A 24,016-nucleotide genomic window follows, 5' to 3' on the forward strand; every position below is an offset into this window, starting at 1 on the left:
GGTGGAGAAACAATGAAGCGAGAAATTTTAGATGTCATAAAAGAATATGAAACGATTATTATACACCGGCACGTGCGGCCAGATCCGGATGCATACGGTTCACAAATGGGACTTGCCGCGATTTTGAAAGGTAATTTTCCGAAGAAGAAAGTGTATTGCGTTGGAGAAAGTGAGCCATCCTTATGTTTTTTAGGTGAGGTTGATGTTATTGCGGATTCGGTCTATAGTGGGGCGCTTGTGATTGTTTGTGATACAGCGAACACGGAACGAATCGATGATGGGCGCTTTACAATGGGTGCGAAACTGGTGAAAATCGATCACCATCCAAATGAAGATGTGTACGGGGATTTAGTATATGTTGACACTGAGGCTTCGTCTTGTAGTGAGATGATTGCAGCGTTTGTAGAGGCATTTCCGAAAGAATTAATGCTAAATGAAACAGCAGCACGATTGCTTTATGCGGGTATTGTTGGTGATACAGGGCGTTTCTTATTCCCGAATACCACGCCGAAAACATTGCGCTATGCAGCAGATTTAGTTACATTTCCGTTTAATCGCACAGAAATCTTTACAAAAATGTATGAAACTCCGTTGAGTGCAGTAAAATTATCGGGTTATATTTTGCAAAACTTTCAAATGACGGAAAATGGTGCAGCGCATATTTATGTTAATCAAGCATTATTGGAAGAATTTGATGTATCTTCGCGTGATGCATCGCAATTGGTGAATCGTATAGATAGCGTTATCGGTATTAAAGCTTGGATATTGTTTGTGCAAGAAGGTGACATCATTCGCGCACGTTTACGCTCCAAAGGTCCTGTTATCAACGGTTTAGCGAAAGAATATCGAGGTGGCGGGCATCCATTAGCATCTGGTGCGACACTTATTTCAGAATCAGAAATTCCAGAAATGGTCGCGAAATTAGAACAATTATGTAACTAAAAAAGCAGTTGACCGTTTTTAAATTAACGGTTACTGCTCTTTTTTTTAGGTGTTTAGTCCAATGTGAATTAGGATAGAGCCATCGGGTAAATATTCCTCGTAATCAAATAAATAACTTCGGTTAAGCGATAACTTCCAAATTTCCTGCCATGTTGTAAAAACATCATTTTTTACAGGGAAAACGTGATATTTTTGTTGTGGAATAATCATTACTTTTGCTCCCATAAAAGCTTGGTAATCGGTTGCAACACATAGCGTATAATCACCAAAAAAATCGCTCTCATAGTCCAGATAAATCCCATAAAATGTTCTGCTTTCTTGCTGATATTGCTTCGCTTCTGACCACAGTGTTCCGATTTTATCAGCGACTTGCGAATCATTAAAATTGTTCGTACGTACTTCGTTAATGATAAATAGTTGCTTTTCCATTTAAAATAACCCCACTTTCTTACCCAGTATACCATCTTAGTTTGGCTACACTATGTCCTATTTTATGCCCGACTGAAAGAAAAGGTGGTGAGTTATGAAAACTGGTCGTTTACTAGAAACCTTAATCTTGCTTATAAATCGAAAATGCATGCAAGCAATGAGTCCTGCTCCAAAAAATCAGCGTAATTCTCGAATTTAGTAATGCTGTTTGTTCCCGTTTTTTCTGCTGTCATTTGGTCCTGATGTAAAAATTATTTCTCCAGAAGAGCGCTAAATAGAAATTCAAACTAAATTAGAAAAAGCGATTCATAATGATCAACTATGAAACCACTTAAAACACGGAGTTAGTGTTTTTTTTTTTACAATGAAAATGCTATCCAGAACACAAAAATAAAAAGTGTAAATGAACACTAAAATCGTATTAAAAAGCCAAATAAAACACGTAAATTACGCAATAATAACAGAAAATATAGCGATTTTGTGACTTTTCAACTTATCGCTAGACGATGCTTTGCCGGAGTGCTAGAATTAGTCCCATTAATCGACGAATACTTTAGTCGGTTAAATCATTTTTTATGTAGAGAGGAAGTCTGGATCATGAATTTAACAGCCAAGGAACAAGAGAAATTACTCATTGTCGTTGCGGCGGATTTAGCACGTAGAAGGCGAGATCGTGGGCTGAGGCTTAACTATCCAGAATCGATTGCGCTAATTACGTATGAAGTTTTAGAAGGAGCGCGCGACGGTAAAACTGTTGCAGAGTTGATGCAGTACGGTGCAACTATTTTGACGGTAGATGATGTGATGGATGGTATCGCGGAGATGATTAGTGATATTCAGGTGGAAGCAACATTCCCTGATGGTACAAAGCTTGTCACAGTACATCAACCAATCCGCTAAGCGAAGGAGGAAAACAGCAAATGAAACCAGGAGAAATTATTTTATACGGTGAAGATATCGCATGTAACGTGGGACGTGATACGGTAGAAGTAGAAGTGACAAATACGGGAGATCGGCCAGTTCAGATTGGGTCGCATTATCATTTTTTTGAAATTAATAGTGAGCTTGCTTTTGACCGTGACAAGGCATTCGGTTATCGCTTAAATATTCCAGCAGGAACGGCAGTGCGTTTTGAACCACAAGATAAGAAAACGGTGGAACTTGTAGCACTTGCAGGAGAACGTAAAGTATTCGGCTTAAACAATAAAACAAATGGATCACTAGACTAAGGAGCGATTAGGATGAGTTTAAACATACCTCGTAAACAATATACAGATTTATATGGACCAACTGTCGGTGATGTCGTACGGTTGGCGGATACCGATTTACGTATCGAAATTGAAAAAGATTACACAAATTATGGCGATGAAGTTGTATTTGGTGGCGGAAAAGTCATTCGCGAAGGCATGGGCATGCATCCAACAGCAACACGCGATGAAGGAATTCCTGATTTAGTTATTACAAACGCTACGGTTATCGATTACACAGGTATTTTCAAAGCTGATATTTCCGTAAAAGATGGAAAAATTGCAGCGATTGGTAAGGCTGGAAACCCATTAGTAATGGATAATGTAACAATCCCAATTGGCGCTTCTACAGAAATCATTGCTGGTGAGAATAAAATTTTGACAGCTGGTGGGATTGATACGCATATTCACTTTATTTCACCACAACAAATTGAAACAGCGGTGAACAGCGGTGTCACAACATTAATCGGTGGTGGAACAGGCCCAGCAGAAGGGACAAACGCAACAACTGTAACACCAGGTGCTTGGAATATTGAACGGATGTTACAAGCAGTGGACGGCCTACCAGTAAATATAGGCCTACTTGGAAAAGGACATGCAGCAGCAAATGCTCCAATCGCGGAACAAATTGAAGCAGGCGCAATGGGTCTAAAAATACATGAAGACTGGGGTGCCACTTTTGCGTCTATCGATCATTCGTTACAAGTAGCGGACGAGTACGATGTGCAAGTTGCTATCCACACAGATACACTAAATGAAACGGGATTTGTTGAACGCACAACCGAGGCGTTTAAAGATCGCGTTATTCATACGTACCATACAGAGGGTGCTGGGGGCGGACATGCGCCGGATATTATTCGTTTAGCAGGTCTTCCAAACGTTTTACCATCGTCGACTAACCCAACATTGCCATTCACGGTAAACACAATTGATGAGCATTTGGATATGTTAATGGTTTGTCACCATTTGAACCCTGATATTCCGGAAGATTTGGCATTTGCTGATTCACGTATTCGCGAAGAAACGATTGCTGCAGAAGATGTTTTGCAAGATATGGGCGTTTTCAGCATGACAAGTTCAGATTCACAAGCAATGGGTAGGATTGGTGAGGTCATCATTCGTACGTGGCAAACGGCAGACAAAATGAAATCACAACGCGGCGCACTTGCTGGCGATACAGAAAAAAGCGACAACACACGTGTGAAACGCTACATTTCTAAATACACAATTAATCCTGCGATTACGCATGGTATTGCGGACTATGTCGGTTCTATCGAAGTTGGCAAGATTGCCGACTTAGTACTCTGGGAGCCAAAATTCTTTGGTGTAAAACCGGATAAAATTTTGAAAAACGGAATGATTTCGAATAGTGTCATGGGTGATTCGAATGGTTCGATTCCTACGCCACAACCAGCGCTTTATCGTCCAATGTTCGCTTCTATCGGAACAGCACTTGCGAAAAGTTCTTTCACATTCGTTTCTCAAGCCGCACAAGACAATAACGTTCGCGAAAAATACGGCTTGCAAAAAGAAACATTGCCAGTCAAAGGTGTGCGCCATTTGACGAAAAAAGATATGAAGTGGAACGATGCAACACCTGAAATCGATGTCAATCCACAAACGTATGAAGTGAAAATTGACGGCGAATTAATTACGTGTGAAGCTGCGGACAAACTTCCGATGGCGCAACGCTACTTTTTATTCTGAGGTGACGATATGATTGTAGAGAAAGTGATTGGAAATATAGACGACTTTACCGAACAACAACTTGATGCGTATCATATCGAGCGTATTTACATTGAAAATGAATCTCTAGCAAAACGAATGCATTTGGTAGAAACAGACCATGGTCGTGAAGTCCGCGTTCGTTTGGCACAAGGTGAGCACTTGCATGTGGGTGATATTTTAGTACAAGAAGACGGCAATCTTGTCGTGGTTGATGTGCTAAGTGAAGATGTGTTGACGATTATGCCACGCTCGATTCATGAGATGGGCGAAATCGCACATGCCCTCGGAAATCGCCATTTACCAGCGCAATTTGTAGATGAGACGATGATTGTGCAATTTGATTATTTAGTGGAAAACTTGTTAAAAGAAGCAGGGATTCCATTCAAGCGTGAAAATCGTTATTTGAAAGAGGCATTTCGCCACATTGGTCACAGCCATGACGAATAAAATGCTAACTTTTTTTCAACTCTGTGATTCTAATTTTCCGACAGGGGCTTTTAGTCATTCGTTCGGGTTTGAAACGTATATGAATGAGGAAGTAATTCACGACGCTTCCTCGTTCGGAGCGTGGTTGAAGGTATTTTTACAAGAGCAGCTTGTGTATTCAGAAGGTTTGGCGGCGCGATTCGTATATGATTCCCTGGAAAATGGTGACGAGACAGAATTGATTCACCGTTCGCAAGCGTTGACAGCGCAGGTTTTACCGCGTGAGATTCGTGTAGCTAATCAGAAAATGGGTGAACGATTCCTTGTCTTAGGCAGAGAATTATTCGATATTCATGCGCTAGACACGTACCACCAAGCTGTGAAAAACAAAGAAACCGATGCGCATTCCGTCGTTGTTTTAACGATTATTGCCCATCATTTGAGGCTCACAAAGCAAGAAGCGATTGAAGCTTTTTTGTATTCAACGATTTCGACGATGGTGCAAAATGCTGTTCGTGGTGTTCCAATTGGTCAGACGGCAGGGCAAAAATTATTGCTTGCTTTTCAGGCAGAAATTCATCAGGCGTTTTTACGAATTGAGCAGTTGTCCGAGGCTGATTTTGGTTCCACACCTCCAGGCCTTGAAATTGCGCAAATGCGTCACGAGTTGTTGTTTGCACGGAATTTTATGTCGTAGTATTTTTGGATGAAAGAAGGAAATAGAATTATGGGAAATACAATAAAAATTGGCGTTGGTGGCCCGGTTGGTGCTGGAAAAACGTTTCTTGTGGATCAGCTAACACGGATTTTGAAAGATGAAATCAGCATGGCGGTCGTAACGAATGATATTTATACGAAGGAAGATGCGAAATATTTAGTCGAAAATGGAGTCTTGGACAAAGACCGGATTATCGGTGTGGAAACGGGTGGTTGCCCGCATACTGCGATTCGTGAAGATATTTCCATGAATGTCTCGGCGATTAATGAGTTAGAAGCGCTCCATCCAGATGTGGAATTGATTTTTGTCGAAAGTGGTGGCGATAATTTAGCGGCTACGTTTAGTCCAGAATTAGTGGACTTGTCGATTTATATTATTGATGTGGCGCAAGGGGAAAAAAATTCCTCGTAAAGGCGGTCAAGGCATGATTAAGTCGGATTTATTTATTATTAATAAAATTGATTTGGCACCGTATGTACATGCGGATTTAGACGTGATGGCAAGCGATACGAAGCAATTCCGTGGCGATAAAAAACCAACGATATTTACGAACTTACAAGATGGCACAGGTCTGAATGATGTTGTGGCATGGATTCGGAAATATGCGTTTTTGGATGCGAAATAGATGGAGAAATTAACTGGAACATTGGCGCTTGCGATTGCGGAAAGAGACGGGAAATCTGTGCCTGCGAATACGTACTTCCAAGGAGCACTCAAAGTGATGCGACCGCAGTATTTGGATGATTCGGGGCAAGTGGTTTACTTTATTTTAAATCCGGGTGGCGGTTATGTTGGCGGGGATGTCTACAAAATCGATGTGACACTTGCGGATAATGCGGAGTTGCTCTTAACGACGCAATCAGCGACGAAGGTGTATGAGACACCGAATACGGAAGTGCGTCAAGAAACGGAGATTACGCTCGGGAAAAACAGTCTGCTTGAGTTTATTTCAGATCCCGTGATTGCGTACGAGAAAGCGCGATATGTGCAGCAACAGGTCGTGCATATGGATAAGACGGCGAGTCTTTTTTATAGTGAGATGATTACACCAGGATGGACGCGCGAACAGGACGGATTTCGCTATGAACAGTTGCTACTGAAAAATCAAGTGTATATGGACGGGAAGCTTGCTGTGGTTGACGCGTTTCGTTTGACGCCAGCAGACGGTGTTTTGCACGATATTGGTATGTTGGAAAGCTTCTCGCATGTTGGTTCGTTACTCGTTGTGACCCCAAGCATTGATGAGGCGTTTGTGCATGATTTTCAAGAGGTATTAAAGCAGGAATTTGCGGATTTACGATTTGGAATTTCACTGCTCAATGTACACGGTTTTTCGGCACGCATTTTAGCGAATTCAACGCAGGAATTAGAGCGATTTATCGATTTTTGCCATCGCTATGTTCGCCAACATTGTTTTGAAAAAAGCCCACTGCTACTGAGAAAATATTGAGGAGTGAAGATGTGTGGGGGAAAATAATATAACGATTGCTTTGAAAAGTGTCTTAAAAGGCGTTTCGCAAGTGTTGTTGATTGATAACGCATGGAGCGGATTGCTGATTCTTATCGGGCTTTCCTTGGCATCATGGGACGTTGGTCTCACTGCATTTGTGGCGAGCTGTTTAGGAACGGCAACGGCTTATTATATCGGTGCAAACCGTGACAAAATCAAGCAAGGTCTGTATGGCTTTAGTTCCGTTTTGACGGGCATTGCTTGTTTGTTATTTTTGGATGGTGATTCGAAATATGTTGCGGCGTTGATTGGAGCGGTTATTGCGGTATTTTTCACTGTAGCATTTAATCGGTTAGCTGGACATTTCGGTTTGCCGTCACTTACGTTTCCTTTTATTATGGTGACTTGGTGCATTATCTTAGCGAGTTATGCGATGACGCATGTTCATTTGAGCGATGCTGTGACAGTGACTCCGATTGAGAAATTGACAAGTGGCCAGCAAGATATTGACTTTTTCGGGGCACTAATTAAAGATTTTGGCGAGGTATTTTTACAAGATAGTTATATTTGTTCGCTCTTTATTTTGGCGGCCATTGTCATTTCTGGCTGGCGTAACACCGTGATGGCAGGCGCGGGGGTAGTGATTAGTATTGCAGTCGTATATATTTGCGGACTTAACTTGCATAGCTTGGAGATGGGCTTGTATTCGTATAATACGATTTTGACAATGCTTGCGCTTGGCTCAGCGTTTTACACGAAAGTTCGTGGTGGTTATGTGTATGTCATCATTGGTGGGATTCTAACGGTGTTGTTAACGCCTGTCGTGACAATTGCGCTAGAACCGTTTGGATTACCTGCTTTAACGATGCCTTTTGTCGCGGTGACATGGCTTTTCTTAGTCATTTCCGAGAGCATGAGAAAAGGAAACTATTAACATGAAAAAAGGAACTGCTTTTCGAGATGAAAAGTGGTTCCTTTTTTAGCTTGTCTGTTTGAGAACATCGGACGGTGGAAAGCCATAGTATTTTTTAAAAAGTTTACTGAAATAAAAGGCATCGTTGTATCCGACAAGTTTGGCGGCTTCTTTTACAGTAACGTCTTGAGAAGTTAGTAGGTCATGCGCGCGTGATAGGCGGATTTTGATAAGGTAGTTGATTGGTGACTCGCCTGTTTCTTCTTTGAAAACTTTGGAAATATAAGTTGGGCTGATGTACATTGTTTGCGATAAGCTGGATAGCGTGACGTCTTCGGTGTGATGTTTTTCCATGTAATGGATGATTTCGTTGACGAGTGTTTTGTTTTTTCTTGGGCTTCGGTAGAAAGTTTGAAGCCGTTGTTTTCGAGTTGTTCTGGATCGGCATCGCGCAGGATGTAGATGATAAGGTGCATGAGTAATGCTTTTAACATGAGATCGTAGCCGGGTTTTTCATGGTATTTTTCGGCGAGTAGCTGGGTACAGGTTTCCATGAATTTGGTTTTGTTTTCGTGAAGGCGGATGACAGATGTTTTGAATGGAAATGTATCGCGCGGATAGCCTTCTAGCGAGAAATGACGGAAACCAATATGGATTTGCGTGTTCTCAGTGCCGTCTTCGGAAAATTCGAAATGGTCGATGCCTGGGTTGAATAGTAGGACATCGCCGGCTTTTAGGTGGTAGATTTGGTTGTCGATGTTATAATTGACGCTTCCAGAATAGATGACGCTCATTTCGAGGAAGTCGTGGTGGTGTTTTGTGCCGATGCTCGGTTCGTTTGTATAGCAGTCGGCGATGTATAGAATTTGGGGGTTGAAGGTGGTTGTGTTGATTTTTAGCATGGTAGTGCCTCCTTTTTCTGTAAGCGTGTGCATTTTTGAGTTTTTTTGAAGTTAGATTAATGGGTGTAGTGGGTCTTTTTTTGATTTTCCTTTGTTTGATTGGGTGGAAGCTGTGTTTTTTTGGTTTGGTTGCTGGTTCTGGGGTAGTGGTTTTTCTTTGTTGGGTGTGTCTTGGTTTCGCGATCCAGCTTCACGGGCTAGCTCCTCGAAAACTTCACGCCCTCCGCAAAAACCAAGAGCGGGTTTTTACTGCGGCCGTTCCAGTTTTTTCGGAGCTGGACGAGCCCATTCAGCTTTTCATTCATTATACAACATTCTCCATCATAAACCCTAACATACACCATTCTTTTTTTTGTTGGGGGGAGTAAAATAGATGGGTGAATAGGTTGAAATGGGGTGGTATTGTGGGTAGTTTGCAGTGGATTTGGCAGTATACGAAGGGGAAGCGCGGGTTTGTTTGGGTTTCTGTATTTTTTATTATTATCGCGTCGCTTCTTAGTGTGGTGTATCCAATTATTGGTGGTAAGGTAATCGATGATGTAATTTATCAAGGGAAAATGAATTGGTTATTGCCACTTTTATTCATTATGATTGGGACGACAGTGCTGCGGACGATTTTTCGTTATACGTATCAAATTATGTTTGAGCGTGTAGGTCAGAACGCGTTGTTTCAAATTCGAGAAGACTTGTATAAAAAATTGCAATCGCTTGATTTCGCATTTTTTAATAATACGCGGGTCGGAGATATTATGGCGCGGATGACAGGGGACACGGATGCGATCCGGCATTTTGTTTCTTGGGTGGTTTATAATATTTTGGAAAATGCGTGCTTGTTCTTGTTTGCGATTATTGTGATGATGCGGATTGATTGGAAGCTGACGTTGGTATTGCTTGTTGTGACGCCGTTTATTGCGTTTTTTACAATCAAAATGTCCAAATATGCGCAGCCGGTTTTTTATGAGATTCGGGAGAGCTTTTCGCGGCTGAATTCGATGGTGGAAGAGAATATTAGTGGCAACCGGGTCGTGAAGGCGTTTGCGCGCGAGGATTATGAGATTGAGAAATTTAAGGCACATAATGAGGATTTTAAACAGCGAAACATGGATTCTGCGGCGGTTTCGAAACGCTATTTGCCCGTATTAGATTCGCTTGCTGGGATTCTTGTGGTGATTACGCTGATTTATGGTGGCTTTCTGGTCATCCAAGGCCAGATGACACTGGGGGATTTAGTGGCGTTTAACGGATTTTTATGGATGTTAAATGGACCGATGCGGATGAGTGGCTGGTTGATTAATGATGCGCAACGTTTTATTGCTTCTTCTTTTAAAATTCGAGATATGCTTGGAACGGAGACGAAAATTCCAATTCAGGCAGAGAAAGCAGCGCCAGAGTTGAAGGGTTTTGTGGAGTTTCAGAATGTGTCGTTTTATTTTGAGGATGATCCGGATACGGCGGTTTTGACGGATATTACGTTTAAGGCGTCACCAGGTGAGACAGTCGCGATTCTTGGTGAGACGGGATCTGGGAAGTCGACGCTAGTGAACTTGATTTGCCGGTTTTATGATCCGACGGCGGGGATTGTGCTGATAGATGGTGTAGACGCGCGAAAATGGCATATTCGAGAATTGCGAAATCATATTGCAACGGTGATGCAAGATATTTTCTTGTTCTCGGATACGATTGAGGGCAATATTGCGTTTGGGGCGCCAGATGCGACGGCAGAGGATGTGCGGCGAATGGCGCGGATTGCGGATGCGGATCATTTTATCGAAACGATGCCAGAACGCTACGATACGATTGTGGGGGAGCGCGGTGTTGGTTTGTCTGGTGGGCAGAAACAACGGATTTCGCTAGCTCGAGCGTTGCTGAAAGACCCCGCGATTTTAATTTTGGATGATACGACTTCTGCGGTTGATATGGAAACGGAAGTGAAAATTCAAGAGGAGTTAAACAAAATCACGCATGACAAGACGACTTTTATTATCGCGCACCGGATTTCTTCTGTGAAGGATGCGGATGAGATTCTAATTTTAGATCATGGAAAAATTATTGAGCGAGGGACGCATGAATCGTTACTTGCGGCGAAAGGTTATTATTATGACACATATCGTAAACAGCTAGGGTTGGAGGTGGATGACGATGGCGCGCAATAAGTTCAATGTTGACGAGGAGCTGGAAGCAGAATTTGATATGACGCATTTAAAACGCATTATGGTGTTTGTCAAACCGTATCAAAAATCGATTTATATCACGCTGTTCGTTATTTTGCTGGCCAATGTAGCAACAATGTTAGGCCCCTATTTGACAAAAGTAGTCATCGATACGGCGATTCCGCAAAAAGACATGACATTACTCGCATGGCTTGGTGTTGCTTTCGTTGCTTCTGTTATTGTCACGGGTTTATGTATGTGGTACCGAATTGGTGCTATTACACGAATTGGACAAGATATTTTAAAAGATATGCGCTTCTCTATATTCGAACATTTGCAAAAACTTCCATTCGCCTATTTTGATAGCCGTCCGCATGGTAAAATTCTGATTCGAGTGGTCAATTATATCAATACGTTAAGCGATTTGCTCTCGAATGGGCTGATTAACTTGATTTCGGATATTTTGAGTGTCGTTGTGACTTTGGCGTTTATGTTTGCCATTGATGTTAAAATGACACTTTACAGTTTAATCTTGATTCCTGTGTTATTCGTCATTGTTATGGTTATAAAAAATGCGCAACGTCGCGCGTATCAACAATTGAGCAATAAGCAGTCGAATTTGAACGCGTATATCCATGAAAGTATCGCAGGTATTAAGGTGACGCAATCGTTCTCAAGAGAAACGGAGAATCATGAAATTTTTACAGAAGTGAGTGATGCTTACCGCGAATCTTGGATGAAGGCTGTTAAAATTCAGTTTTTGCTATGGCCGGGTGTGCAGAATATCGCGGTTATTACGACCTGCTTCATTTATTTTGTAGGGATTAAAGGGCTTGGCGTTGATGTTTCTACGGGTACGCTTGTCGCTTTTGTTGGATATGTCGGTAACTTCTGGAATCCGGTTATTAATATTGGGAACTTCTATAATTCGCTAATTACGGCGACAGCTTATTTAGAACGAATTTTTGAAACGATGGATGTGGAGCCAGATATTATTGATGCACCAAACGCGCGTCAAATGCCAACAATTAAGGGAAATGTGCGCTTTGATAATGTATATTTCCGTTATGAGGAAGGCAAAAATATTTTGAAAGGCATTTCTTTCGATGTGAAGGCTGGTGAAAGTATTGCGCTCGTTGGTCCGACCGGGGCTGGAAAAACCACAGTCATCAATTTGCTAAGTCGCTTTTATGATATCAATGAGGGTGAGATTTCGGTAGATGGCGAAAATATTGCGGAAGTGAAATTGCGATCTTTGCGTGAGCAGATGGGCGTGATGTTGCAGGATACATTCATTTTTTCTGGGACGATTTTAGAAAATATTCGTTACGGCAAATTAGATGCGACGGAAGAAGAAGTTATCGCAGCGGCAAAAGTTGTGCGGGCACATGATTTCATTTCTGCGTTAAAAGATGGCTATCATGCAGAAGTAAAGGAGCGTGGTAGCACGCTTTCTGCAGGACAGCGGCAGCTCATTTCATTTGCAAGAGCGCTTTTAGCAGACCCGAAAATTCTGATTTTAGATGAGGCGACATCAAGCATTGATACGCAAACGGAAATGTTACTACAAGAAGGGCTGGAGAAGTTGCTGGAAGGACGAACTTCATTTATTATCGCGCATCGACTTTCCACAATTAAGAATAGCTCGCGAATTTTTTATATCGATAATGGACGCATTCAAGAATCGGGTAGTCATGATGAGTTGATGGCGAAAAAAGGCTATTATTATCAGTTGTACCAATCTCAATTCGATATGCTTCAAGCGTTGTAATCGCATATCTTAAGCGTATGTCTGGTTTTCTTCAAACAAAACCGAACATACGCTTTCTTTTTTGGAGAACAACCGATATAATAGAAAAGAGAATACGTAAAGGAGAGAAGGATAATGGGATTTGTTCATTTACAAGTGGCGAGTGCATACGATTTGCTTTCAAGTACCGCAACCATCGACGGAATTATCGAGAAAGCGCAACAATTTCATTATCCTGCTGTTGCCATTACTGATCACAATGTGATGTACGGTGTTATTGAGTTTTACCAGAAATGCAGAGCGGCGGGCATTAAGCCGATTATTGGCATGACGATTTCGGTGGAAGGCGTAACCCAGTCGCTAGAAACATTCGAACTGTTATTATTAGCAAAAACAACGCAAGGCTACCGCAATCTACTCAAAATTTCCAGTGCCATTGAAACGCGCGAAGAACAAGTATTGCCGTTAAAATGGTTGGAGTCCTACCAAGAAGGCTTGCTTTTCTTCTCACCAGGTGAAACTGGCGAAATCGAACGCCTAGTTCGCCAAGGTATGATAGAGGATGCTAGAATCGTTGTTTCCAAATGGCAAGAAATCGCTGGCGAATCTGGCTTTTATATGACGTTGCAAAAAGAAAATCCGGCGTATGAGATGATTCGTGATTTCTGCGAGAACGAGCAATTGCCAGCAGTAGCTACGAAAAATGTGCAGTACTTGGAGCCAAAAGGGGTTCGGAGTACAGAGATTTTGCGTGCGATTCGAGATAATGAAACAGTTGCGTGGCATAACTTACCGATGGCTGGTGGGGCTTATTTTGCTGGGCCAGAGGAAATGGGACAGTTATTTGTGACGCCATTTGAGCAAGAGGCATTGTGTCGTGCTGGTGAAATCGCGGAGCTGTGCCATGTAGAAATCGCGATGGATCAACATTTATTACCGAAATTCCCGCTAGCTTCTGGTTTTGAAGCAGGACCGGTTTTGAAAGATTTATGTTATGAAGCACTTCTGAAACGGGTGGCAAATCCTGATGCGGTTTATTGGGAGCGGCTGAATTATGAATTGAAGGTCATTCAAGATATGGGATTCTCTGATTATTTCTTGATTGTGTGGGATGTGATGAAATATTCGCGTGAGAACGGGATTTTGACGGGGCCTGGTCGTGGTTCGGCGGCTGGCTCGCTCGTGTCTTATGTGCTGCAGATTACAGATGTGGATCCGATTCAATACCAGCTTTTGTTTGAGCGGTTTTTGAACCCAGAGCGGATTACGATGCCGGATATTGATTTGGATTTTCCTGATAATCGACGCGACGAAGTGATTTCTTATGTCGTTTCGAAGTATGGGACGCAACACGTGGCGCAAATTGGGACGTTCGGGACGCTAGCTGCGAAGGCCGCGGTTCGTGATACAGCGCGGACTTTTGGTTTAAATGCCATGCAGCTCGCCGACTGGTCGAAATTGATTCCACGTGAATTGGGCATTACGTTGACGCGTGCCTACGATCAATCTTCTGCGTTGCAACGCCATATTATTAGTTCCGAACAGAACCAACTCATTTGGGAGATTGCGACGGAAATTGAAGGTTTGCCGCGCCATATTTCGACGCATGCTGCTGGTGTGGTGATTAGTGATAGCCCACTTGTAGATCAAATTGCCCTTCAAAAAGGAAGCGGAGATGCGCTTTTGACGCAATTTGCGATGGGAGAATTAGAACAAATCGGCCTGCTCAAAATGGATTTCTTGGGCTTGCGAAATTTGACATTGCTTGACCGAACTTTAAAAAATGTCAATTATACACGCAAAACATCGCTTACTTTACAAGACATTCCGCTAGACGACGCTAAGACATTGCAAATTTTTCAAAAAGGGGACACAACGGGGATTTTCCAATTCGAATCAGACGGCATTCGGCGTGTGTTGAAACATTTGCGCCCGACTTCGTTTGAAGATATTGTTGCGACAAACGCCTTGTATCGCCCAGGTCCAATGGAACAAATCGACACGTTCATTGCACGCAAACACGGCAAACAAGACATTGTTTATCCGCATCCTGATTTAGAGCCAATTTTAGGTGTCACGTATGGCATTATCGTATACCAAGAACAAATTATTCAAGTCGCTTCACAAATGGCAGGCTTCTCACTTGGCGAAGCAGATTTATTGCGCCGAGCAGTGAGTAAGAAAAAGGCTGATGTTTTGGAACAAGAACGCATTCATTTCGTGTCTGGTGCAAGTACAAAAGGCTACACAGAAGCAAGCGCCAATCAAGTGTATGATCTTATTGTGCGTTTTGCCAATTACGGTTTTAACCGAAGCCATGCCGTAGCTTATTCCAAGATCGCCTTCCAATTAGCCTACTTAAAAGCCAATTATCCAGCCGCTTTCATGGCCTCACTTCTCAGCGCTGTTCTTGGCAATGACGACAAAATTAGTCAGTATATCACGGAAGCCAAGAATTACGGTATCAAAATGCATGGTCCATCAATCAATCAAAGCCACTACCATTTCCAAGTAGAAGGCGACGCGATACGCTTTAGTCTACGTATTATTCACAAAATTCCAAGTAAGTTCGCGCTGGCCATCGTAAACGAACGCAAAAACGGACTATTCCGGGATTTTTTCGATTTCTGCGAACGCATGCCACAAAAACAATTAACAAAACAAGTACTTGAGGCACTCATTTATGCTGGTTGCTTCGATGAATTTGGCAAAGACCGCGCAACCTACATCGCTTCTATGGATGCAGCGCTTCAATACGTTAGCTTACTTGGTGATGACGAAAAAGGCATCAATTTATTTACAACCGACGATGAACTTTTCCACAAAATGAAACCGAAGTACCGCGAATCAAGCCCGTTACCTCTTGATGAAAAATTGGAAAAAGAAAAAGAGTATGTGGGCCAATATGTATCCGCGCATCCTGTTACATTTTACCAGGAAAAGCTACGCGCACTTGACATCACAGCTCTTTCACAAATAAAAGTTGGTAAAACCTATCAATTAGCCGCCTATGTGCACGCCATCAAAACCATCCGTACAAAAAAAGGCGAGTCGATGTGTTTCCTAACATTAAGTGACGACAGCCGTGAAATAAGCGCTGTGATGTTTCCTGAAACCTACCGCAAATACACAGATTTAGCACAAAAGGGGCTTATTTTACTTATTCAAGCCAAAGTCGATCAACGAAATGGTGAATTACAGCTTGTTATCCATAAAGCAGGAAACGTAAAAGATGTCGAACCGCCAAAGCGTGCTTTCCTACGCGTTAAAACAGCCAGTCAATTCGAAACATTAAAACCAATCTTACTTGCTAACAGAGGCGATATCAGCGTTATTCTGCACGACGAAGCAACGAAAAAAACGACCCAACTACAACCGAAGTTTAGCATTAATGGTAGTCCTGAAACTGCCAAAGCGATTACCAAACTTCTTGGTGAAGGTAATTTTATCATTCGTTAATCTTTTAAAAGTGTTACCAAATATGATATAGTAGTGGGATGAAGTGGCTATTTTTGCTATAGACATAGAATAAATAAGACAAATGCGTTAAAAAATGCTACTATTGTTAAGCAAGAATATAAACTATCATAATATAAGCGCACAAGTACGGCTATTATTTATTATTTTTTCGCGCTGATAGGAAAAGAGATTGTGTTTTAAGGGGGTTCATCCTTTGTTAGGAGATCTATTTACAAAACCGAAAAAGAGGAAATATGCAACAATTCCTTCAGATGGCGCAAAGCCTGATGTTCCGGAAGGTATTATGACAAAATGTCCTTCATGTAAAAAAAATTATGTACTCTAAGGAGTTACAGAAAAACCTGAAGGTATGTAGTTACTGTGGCTATCACCATTCACTTAGCGCGCAAGAACGTGTCGCTTATTTAGTTGACGAAGAATCATTCCACGAAATAGATGGGAATTTAACAACCGCAAATCCACTTCAATTCGAAGATTATATGGATCGCATTGCTAGAGATAAGAAGAAGACAGATTTAAACGAGGCGGTTCTGACCGGAACGGCTACTATTGCTGAGTTACCGTTTGTCGTGGCAGTCATGGATTCACGTTTTCGAATGGCGAGTATGGGTTCTGTTGTTGGAGAGAAGATTTTACGTGCCGTTGAAAAAGCGGACGAACTAGGCATTCCATTTCTTATTTTCACTGCATCCGGTGGTGCAAGAATGCAAGAAGGTATGGTTTCCTTAATGCAAATGGCAAAAACATCTGCGGCATTTAAACGTTTTAGTAATCACGGAGGTTTAGCGATTTCGATCATGACCCACCCTACAACAGGTGGCGTTTCTGCCAGCTTTGCGTCGTTGGGTGATTATAATTTTGCAGAACCAGGCGCGTTAATTGGCTTTGCAGGGCGTCGCGTTATTGAACAAACGGTTCGTGAAGATTTGCCAGATGATTTTCAAACCGCAGAATTTCTGCTCAAACATGGTCAGCTAGACGATGTTATTTCGCGCCTTGATATGCGTGAAACATTGCGTTTTCTTCTGGATATCCACACCAAAAAGGAGGTCGCGTCTGATGGCGAATGAGCTCGAATTTGAAAAACCAATTTTAGAATTACAAACAAAAATTGCCGATCTTAAAGAGTACAACGAGAAGTCTGACGTAGACTTAACAAAAGAAATTGTGAAATTAGAGATTCGCTTAGGTAAATTAGAGGATGCGATTTATGGAAATATGTCGGCGTGGGACAAATTTCAAGTTGCACGTCACCCAGAACGTCCAACAACACTCGATTATATTCCGCTAATTTTCGACCAGTTTATGGAATTGCATGGCGATCGTTATTTTGGTGATGATGCAGCAATTGTTGCAGGAGTGGCTACTTTTCATGGAAGACCAGTAACGGTTATCGGTCATCAACGCGGAAAAGATACAAAAGATAATTTACATCGTAATTTTGGTATGCCCCATCCAGAAGGCTTCCGTAAAGCGCTACGCCTGATGAAACAAGCGAATAAATTTGGACGCCCAATTATTTGCTTTATTGATACAAAAGGCGCGTATCCAGGTCGTGCCGCAGAAGAACGTGGACAGAGCGAAGCGATTGCGCGTAATTTATATGAAATGAGCGATATGACTGTGCCAATTATTTCTGTCGTCATCGGTGAAGGCGGGAGTGGTGGTGCACTAGCTCTTGGAGTCGGAAACCAGATTTACATGCTGGAGAACGCGGTTTATTCCGTTATTTCACCAGAAGGTGCAGCAGCAATTCTATGGAAAGACGCAGGCCTTGCCAAACAAGCCGCTGAATCCATGAAAATTACTGCTGCTGACCTATTTGATTTAGGTATTACAGATGGTATTATTCCAGAAATCCGTGGCGGTGCCCATCGTAATGTCGAAGAACAAGCGGCACTAATTTCAACTGTTATTCGTAAAGGTTTAAACGCAATGTCTGCACTAAGTAGCGAGCAATTAGCCAATCAGAGATATGAGAAGTTCAAAAAAATTGGTGTTTATGAAGAATTGTGAATAAAAACCAGCCGTTTAGGCTGGTTTTTATTTGCATTGTATATAATTTCAATACACTTTTTAGAGTATAAATGTGATATTTTTGAACATAGGATAAAGCAATTGATACATAAAAAATACCAAAAACAATGCATAAAGTTGCTGAAATATATCTTGCTAAAATATTGCTATCCGAAGAAGCAAAAATAAAAAAGAGAGCGAAGCCTATACTAAACAAGATAAGAAATAAGGATAGATACCTCTTCCTACTATGTTTGGTATACATCCTCATAGGGTAATAAATCAATACGGTGTCCGGCTAAGTGAGAATTGGTCTACACCATTCAAGTGTATAATTAATGAAAAGTTTCACAAAACATGAAGAAAGGACTAGATTCGTGCTTTCATTTTTGGGAAAAGTGATGTAGAATGTAACCATGTGATGAAAAATAATATTCATTGTTTGAGGTGGGATTTTGATGAAACGTATTGCAGTTTTAACAAGTGGTGGAGACGCACCAGGAATGAACGCTGCGGCTCGTGCCGTTGTTCGTAAAGGTATTTATGAAGGTTTAGAAGTATATGGTATTGATTATGGCTTCTTAGGTCTTGTCAATGGCGATATTCATAAATTAGACCTAGGTTCTGTTGGTGATTTACTTCATCGTGGAGGAACGTTCTTATATTCCGCGCGTTACCCTGAGTTCGCGACAGAAGAAGGACAACTTAAAGGTATCGAACAACTGAAGAAATTCGGTATTGAAGGTCTTGTTGTTATCGGTGGAGATGGCTCTTATCACGGTGCTGAAGCCCTTACAAAACGTGGCTTCCCAACAGTTGGTATTCCAGGAACAATCGATAACGATATTTCTGGTACTGATTTTACAATTGGTTTTGATACAGCATTAAACACTGTTTTAGATGCACTAGATAAAATTCGTGATACAGCGACAAGTCATGAACGCACTTTCATTATTGAAGTAATGGGTCGTGATGCTGGTGATATCGCGCTTTGGTCTGGTCTAGCAGGTGGTGCTGAAGCTATCATCGTTCCAGAACATAACTTCAAAATGGAAGATGTTGTGGATCGCTTGAACAAAGGTCTTGCACGAGGTAAGAAACATAGTATTATCGTTGTTGCAGAAGGCGTTATTTCAGGAAATGAATTTGCAACACAATTAGCGGAGTTTGGCGATTATCATGCACGCGTAACCGTTTTAGGACACGTGCAACGTGGTGGTAGCCCAACAGCATTTGACCGCGTATTAGCAAGTCGTTTAGGCGCGCGTGCCGTTGATTTATTAATGGAGAACCGCGGCGGACTTGCTGTAGGCATCAAGAATAACAAAATCGTTGAGAACGACATTACAGAAGTTCTGAAAGAAAAACACGTTATCGATAAAGAAATGTTTGATTTAGCAACGATTCTTTCGATTTAATACGACTATGACAGAGGTTTCTAATGCAATCATGTTAGAAGCCTCTTAATACGGATTAAAATGAAAATCAAGTGAACCAATGCTACATACACAATTGCCCAAAAAGACATCAAAACTTTAGTCAACATGCATATGAATTCACAAGACCCTTGTTTACTAGTGTAGTTACTGGTAAAATGGAGCCGATGAGTTTATAATAAATAACGAATGAATAGGTATTCTTAGGAGGAGTATAAAAAATGAAAAAAAACAAAAATTATTTGTACAATCGGACCAGCAAGTGAAACGGTGGAGACATTAGTACAATTAATCGAATCAGGTATGAACGTTTGCCGTCTTAACTTTTCACATGGCGATTACGAAGAACATGGCGCGCGTATCAAAAATATTCGTGAAGCAGTTAAAATTACAGGAAAACAAGTAGCGATTCTACTGGATACAAAAGGTCCTGAAATTCGTACAAATGATATGGAAAACGGGAAATTAGAATTTGCTAAAGGTGACATTGTTCGCGTAGCAATGCAAGAAGTTTTAGGAACGAAAGAGAAGTTCTCAGTAACATATACAGAACTATTTGACGATGTTGAAATCGGGTCTGTTATTCTTTTAGATGACGGTCTGATCGGTCTTGAAGTAACAGAAAAAGACGCTGCAAATCGTGAACTAGTAACGCTTGTTCAAAACCCAGGCGTACTTAAAAACAAAAAAGGTGTTAATGTACCTAATGTATCTATCAATTTACCAGGTATCACAGAAAAAGATGCCAATGATATCCGTTTTGGTTTAGAGCAAGGCATTGACTTCATCGCGGCATCTTTCGTTCGTCGTGCAACAGATGTCCTTGAAATCACTAAAATCTTAGAAGAAAACAATGCAACCCACGTTCAAATCATTCCTAAAATCGAAAACCAAGAAGGTGTGGATAACATCGATGAAATTTTACAAGTTTCTCATGGATTAATGGTTGCTCGTGGAGATCTTGGTGTTGAAATTCCAGCAGAAGAAGTACCTATCGTTCAAAAAGAGTTGATTAAGAAATGTAACAAGCTTGCGAAACCTGTTGTAACAGCTACGCAAATGCTTGATTCTATGCAACGCAACCCACGTCCAACACGTGCCGAAGCAAGTGATGTAGCCAATGCCATTTTTGATGGTACAGATGCTATCATGCTTTCTGGTGAAACAGCGGCTGGGGATTATCCTGTAGAGTCTGTGCAAATGATGTCTAAAATCGCACTTCGTACAGAAGAAGCATTGGTAGCACAAGATAAATTTGCACTTAAAGCACATTCTAATTCTGATATGACAGAAGCAATCGGTCAAGCAGTAGGCCACACAGCGCGTAATCTTAATGTACACACAATTGTTGCAACAACGCAAAGTGGTCATACAGCACGCATGATTTCGAAATACCGTCCAAAATCACACATTTTAGCAGTGACATTTGACGAACAAGTATGTCGCGGACTATCTCTTGCATGGGGCGTATACCCACGTCTAGCAGAGCCAATCTCAAACACAGATGAAATGTTCGACCTTGCAGTTAAAGAATCACTAGCATCAGGCTTAGCGAAACAAGGCGACCTAATCATCATCACAGCCGGTGTACCAGTTACGGAATCCGGTACAACAAACTTAATGAAAATCCAATTAATCGGTGACAAAGCAGTATCAGGTCACGGTATTGGTTCAAGCTCTGTTATCGGAAAAGCAGTCGTTGCAAAATCCAATAAAGAAGCGCTAGAAAAAGCAGAGGAAGGTAGTATCCTAGTCGTTAAAACAACAGACAAAGAAATGTTGCCAGCTTTCGAAAAAAGCGCTGCAGTAGTCGTTGAAGAAGGTGGACTAACAAGCCATGCTGCAGTAGTGGGTATCACGCTTGGTATTCCAGTAATCGTGGGCGCAACAAACGCCACAGACTTAGTAAAAGACGGCGAAACAATCACAGTAGATGCTCGCCAAGGCAATGTCTACAATGGTAAAACAGCAACACATTAATTGAAAAGCGAAACACGCCCGTCGGAGAGTCCTCTTTGATGGGTGTGAATTTTACAAGGGCTAGCGTGTGTAGCTAGATTGTGAAACAACATAAACAGAGCCAAAATTCCTGCAATAAAACTAATATTTAGGATCAAACTCAGCAAACAAAGCTTCGTAAGACTCTAAGCAAAACACCAGATCACTATTCCCACCAAACTAATCGGAGGGAAAGCATGATCTGGTTTTTTATCACATAAGAAAGGTGGCGACACTCCAAATGCAAAAAATCACATATTACTGGGCCGCATATGGTCTCATCGAACTACTCACCTATATCTTATTATTCCTCTGGCTTGGATTTTGGCCACTAATCTTTATTCAAATTGCCTCCAGTCTTTTCGGCATTTTTATCGTAAAACGACTATGGCGCGGTATCGGGCAGAACGTAAGTGAAGGTAGAAACATAACGCCGCACCTACTAGACATGTTTTGCTTCTTCTTAGCAGGAATACTGCTCATCATTCCAGGCATCATTACCACTATCGCAGGGTTACTATTATTTCTCCCATTCATACGTACTTGGATTAAACCGCGTCTCAGCAGGTGGGTACAACAACGAATCAATCAGGGGAATTTTACGTATTTTGATATGAAATAAAGAGTCATTGGGTTTTCTTATCTATTTTTAGATTTACAATAAGTATCGCTTTACACACAGGGGTACAGGTGTGCTATAATAGGGCTACTGTGGCCAAAATAGATTGAAGACAACAACTGACTCAAAAAATAACGGTCATTCAGGCAGAAAGGTTGTGTCTTTTTGTTTACAGAGAGTATGCTATTTTTATTACTATTTCTTTTACTCGGGTTGCTAGCCAAGAATAATTCTTTGATTATAGCTGTGGCAGTCGTTATCTTGCTAAAGCTTTTCCATGTGGACGGAAAAATAATGGAAACAATCCAATCAAGAGGCATTAACTGGGGCGTGACGGTTATTACTGTTGCGATTTTAATACCGATTGCGACGGGACAAATTGGTTTTAAAGACTTACTAGACTCTTTCAAGTCAGCGGCGGGGTGGATTGGTTTAGGCGCGGGAATCGCGGTTTCCATTTTAGCGAAGAAGGGCGTTGGTTACATGGCTGTTGATCCACAAGTAACAGTATCGCTTGTGTTTGGTACTATTTTAGCGGTTGTGCTATTTCGTGGTGTGGCGGCTGGGCCAGTCATTGCAGCGGGAATTGCGTATGTACTTATGCAAGGTGTCGCTCTATTCAAATAATTTACATAGCAAATGATGCTAAATTCATATTGTTAGGGGGAAACAAGATGACAGTTTCAAAAGGATTAGAAAATGTATATGTGGCGGAAACGTCCATTAGCTCGATTTTAGATGATATGTTAACATATGTTGGCTACGGCATTGATGATTTAATGGCAAGTAACGCGACATTCGAAGAGGTTATTTATTTACTATGGCATTTGCGTTTACCAGATGCAGAAGAACTGGCAAAATTCACAGGAGAAATCCGCGAAAATATGGCAGTTTCTGAATCAATTATTACAAGTTTGCGTCTGCAACACCATCAAAAGTTGCATCCAATGAGCGTTTTGCGAACAACGGTATCAATGCTTGGTGTTTTTGACACAGAAGCAGAAATGGATGACGGAGAAGCGGTTTACCGTAAAGGAATTCGCTTGCAAGCCAAAATGCCAACAATCGTTGCTGCATTTTCACGAATTCGTCGTGGCTTAGATCCAATTCCACCACGTGATGACTTAAGTATGGCTTCCAATTTCTTGTACATGTTAACAGGAGAGGAAGCTGGCTACTTGGCAGAAGAAGCAATGAATAAAGCGCTTGTCTTACATGCCGATCATGAATTTAACGCTTCCACCTTCACAGCTCGCGTATGTGTTGCGACTTTATCCGATGTATATTCTGGCGTAACAGCTGCAATTGGCGCTCTTAAAGGCCCATTACACGGCGGTGCGAACGAACGCGTCATTGACATGCTAGAAGAAATCAAAGAAAAAGGCAATGCTCGCGAATACATTCAAAACAAAATCGACCGTAAAGAAAAAATCATGGGCTTCGGACACCGCGTTTATCAAGGTGGCGACCCACGTGCTAGTCATTTAAAAGAAATGTCCCAGAAATTAACTGCAAGAAGTGGCGAACCAGAATACTATGAAATTTCTGCAGAAGTAGAAGAAGCAGTTTGGGAGTTCAAGCATTTGAAACCAAATGTTGATTTTTATTCCGCATCTGTATACCATGCGTTAGGCATTGACCATGACTTATTCACGCTTGTTTTTGCGATGAGTCGTGTATCTGGCTGGTTGGCGCACATTTTTGAACAATATCGTGATAATCGATTGATTCGTCCACGTGCCATTTACGTTGGTCCAGAATCACGCGAATATATCCCTGTTACGGAACGGGACTAAAATAGAAGGAGGAAAT

At 41.6% G+C, this 24,016-nt stretch carries 18 protein-coding genes and 3 pseudogenes; 19 read left to right on the top strand and 2 right to left on the bottom strand.

Annotated elements, in window-relative coordinates; translation table 11 throughout:
- Positions 1–12: 12 nt before the first annotated feature.
- A complete protein-coding gene (locus tag PRIP_RS10170) occupies positions 13–942 on the top strand; it encodes a DHH family phosphoesterase (protein WP_036101144.1) in 930 nt (309 codons plus the stop codon).
- Between the two features lie 45 nt (positions 943–987).
- Here PRIP_RS10170 and PRIP_RS10175 read toward each other — a convergent pair whose 3' ends face one another.
- Complete coding sequence (locus tag PRIP_RS10175) at positions 988–1,371, bottom strand: GyrI-like domain-containing protein (RefSeq protein ID WP_036101090.1); 384 nt, start codon at positions 1,369–1,371, stop codon at positions 988–990.
- A gap of 597 nt (positions 1,372–1,968) precedes the next feature.
- Between PRIP_RS10175 and PRIP_RS10180 the strand changes: the two genes are divergently transcribed.
- The 8 genes and pseudogenes from PRIP_RS10180 to PRIP_RS10215 all read left to right on the top strand — a co-directional run bounded on the left by PRIP_RS10180 (position 1,969) and on the right by PRIP_RS10215 (position 7,874).
- On the top strand, positions 1,969–2,271 hold the full coding sequence (locus PRIP_RS10180) for an urease subunit gamma (protein ID WP_036101091.1): 303 nt from the start codon (positions 1,969–1,971) through the stop codon (positions 2,269–2,271).
- 20 nt (positions 2,272–2,291) lie between these two features.
- Positions 2,292–2,600 (top strand): urease subunit beta, encoded by a 309-nt coding sequence (locus PRIP_RS10185; RefSeq protein WP_036087780.1) that lies wholly within the window; start codon positions 2,292–2,294, stop codon positions 2,598–2,600.
- 12 nt (positions 2,601–2,612) lie between these two features.
- A complete protein-coding gene (gene ureC, locus PRIP_RS10190; RefSeq protein ID WP_036101092.1) occupies positions 2,613–4,325 on the top strand; it encodes an urease subunit alpha in 1,713 nt (570 codons plus the stop codon).
- A 9-nt stretch (positions 4,326–4,334) separates the two neighbouring features.
- Positions 4,335–4,793 carry an urease accessory protein UreE gene (locus tag PRIP_RS10195; RefSeq protein ID WP_036101093.1) on the top strand — a complete coding sequence of 153 codons (459 nt, stop codon included), beginning with the start codon at positions 4,335–4,337 and terminating at the stop codon, positions 4,791–4,793.
- Position 4,794: 1 nt separating this feature from the next.
- Entirely contained in the window at positions 4,795–5,469 is a 675-nt protein-coding gene (locus tag PRIP_RS10200; protein WP_241434151.1) for an urease accessory protein UreF, read from the top strand.
- A gap of 30 nt (positions 5,470–5,499) precedes the next feature.
- Positions 5,500–6,115, top strand: a pseudogene (gene ureG, locus PRIP_RS10205) (urease accessory protein UreG).
- Positions 6,116–6,940: an urease accessory protein UreD gene (locus PRIP_RS10210; protein WP_036101095.1), complete on the top strand. Its 825-nt coding sequence runs from the start codon at positions 6,116–6,118 to the stop codon at positions 6,938–6,940. It abuts the pseudogene before it with no gap.
- Between the two features lie 13 nt (positions 6,941–6,953).
- The gene (locus PRIP_RS10215; RefSeq protein WP_036101096.1) at positions 6,954–7,874 is read left to right on the top strand and encodes an urea transporter; all 921 of its coding nucleotides are present in this window, start codon (positions 6,954–6,956) and stop codon (positions 7,872–7,874) included.
- 45 nt (positions 7,875–7,919) lie between these two features.
- On the opposite strand, the pseudogene PRIP_RS16325 reads toward PRIP_RS10215, so the two are convergent.
- A pseudogene (locus PRIP_RS16325) lies at positions 7,920–8,755 on the bottom strand (helix-turn-helix domain-containing protein).
- Positions 8,756–9,159: 404 nt separating this feature from the next.
- On the opposite strand from PRIP_RS16325, the gene PRIP_RS10230 reads away from it, so the two are divergent.
- The 10 genes and pseudogenes from PRIP_RS10230 (at position 9,160) to citZ (ending at position 24,000) form a co-directional block, all read left to right on the top strand.
- Positions 9,160–10,908 carry an ABC transporter ATP-binding protein gene (locus PRIP_RS10230; protein ID WP_036101146.1) on the top strand — a complete coding sequence of 583 codons (1,749 nt, stop codon included), beginning with the start codon at positions 9,160–9,162 and terminating at the stop codon, positions 10,906–10,908.
- Entirely contained in the window at positions 10,895–12,676 is a 1,782-nt protein-coding gene (locus tag PRIP_RS10235; RefSeq protein ID WP_036101098.1) for an ABC transporter ATP-binding protein, read from the top strand. Before PRIP_RS10230 ends, PRIP_RS10235 begins: the two co-directional genes overlap by 14 nt.
- A 114-nt stretch (positions 12,677–12,790) precedes the next feature.
- The gene (dnaE, locus tag PRIP_RS10240; RefSeq protein WP_036101099.1) at positions 12,791–16,114 is read left to right on the top strand and encodes a DNA polymerase III subunit alpha; all 3,324 of its coding nucleotides are present in this window, start codon (positions 12,791–12,793) and stop codon (positions 16,112–16,114) included.
- A gap of 214 nt (positions 16,115–16,328) precedes the next feature.
- Positions 16,329–17,205 (top strand): annotated as a pseudogene (accD, locus tag PRIP_RS10245) (acetyl-CoA carboxylase, carboxyltransferase subunit beta).
- On the top strand, positions 17,195–18,151 hold the full coding sequence (locus tag PRIP_RS10250; protein ID WP_036101100.1) for an acetyl-CoA carboxylase carboxyltransferase subunit alpha: 957 nt from the start codon (positions 17,195–17,197) through the stop codon (positions 18,149–18,151). The pseudogene accD and the gene PRIP_RS10250 overlap by 11 nt, the downstream one beginning before the upstream one ends.
- A 458-nt stretch (positions 18,152–18,609) precedes the next feature.
- A complete protein-coding gene (gene pfkA / locus PRIP_RS10255) occupies positions 18,610–19,569 on the top strand; it encodes a 6-phosphofructokinase (protein WP_036101101.1) in 960 nt (319 codons plus the stop codon).
- 255 nt (positions 19,570–19,824) lie between these two features.
- A complete protein-coding gene (gene pyk / locus PRIP_RS10260) occupies positions 19,825–21,567 on the top strand; it encodes a pyruvate kinase (RefSeq protein ID WP_036101102.1) in 1,743 nt (580 codons plus the stop codon).
- A gap of 259 nt (positions 21,568–21,826) precedes the next feature.
- Positions 21,827–22,207 carry an FxsA family protein gene (locus PRIP_RS10265; protein WP_036101103.1) on the top strand — a complete coding sequence of 127 codons (381 nt, stop codon included), beginning with the start codon at positions 21,827–21,829 and terminating at the stop codon, positions 22,205–22,207.
- 162 nt (positions 22,208–22,369) lie between these two features.
- A complete protein-coding gene (locus PRIP_RS10270) occupies positions 22,370–22,831 on the top strand; it encodes a DUF441 domain-containing protein (RefSeq protein WP_036101104.1) in 462 nt (153 codons plus the stop codon).
- A gap of 47 nt (positions 22,832–22,878) precedes the next feature.
- On the top strand, positions 22,879–24,000 hold the full coding sequence (citZ, locus tag PRIP_RS10275; protein WP_036101105.1) for a citrate synthase: 1,122 nt from the start codon (positions 22,879–22,881) through the stop codon (positions 23,998–24,000).
- Positions 24,001–24,016: the final 16 nt, after the last annotated feature.

This window comes from Paenilisteria riparia FSL S10-1204 (assembly GCF_000525995.1).
Classification (GTDB): domain Bacteria; phylum Bacillota; class Bacilli; order Lactobacillales; family Listeriaceae; genus Listeria_A; species Listeria_A riparia.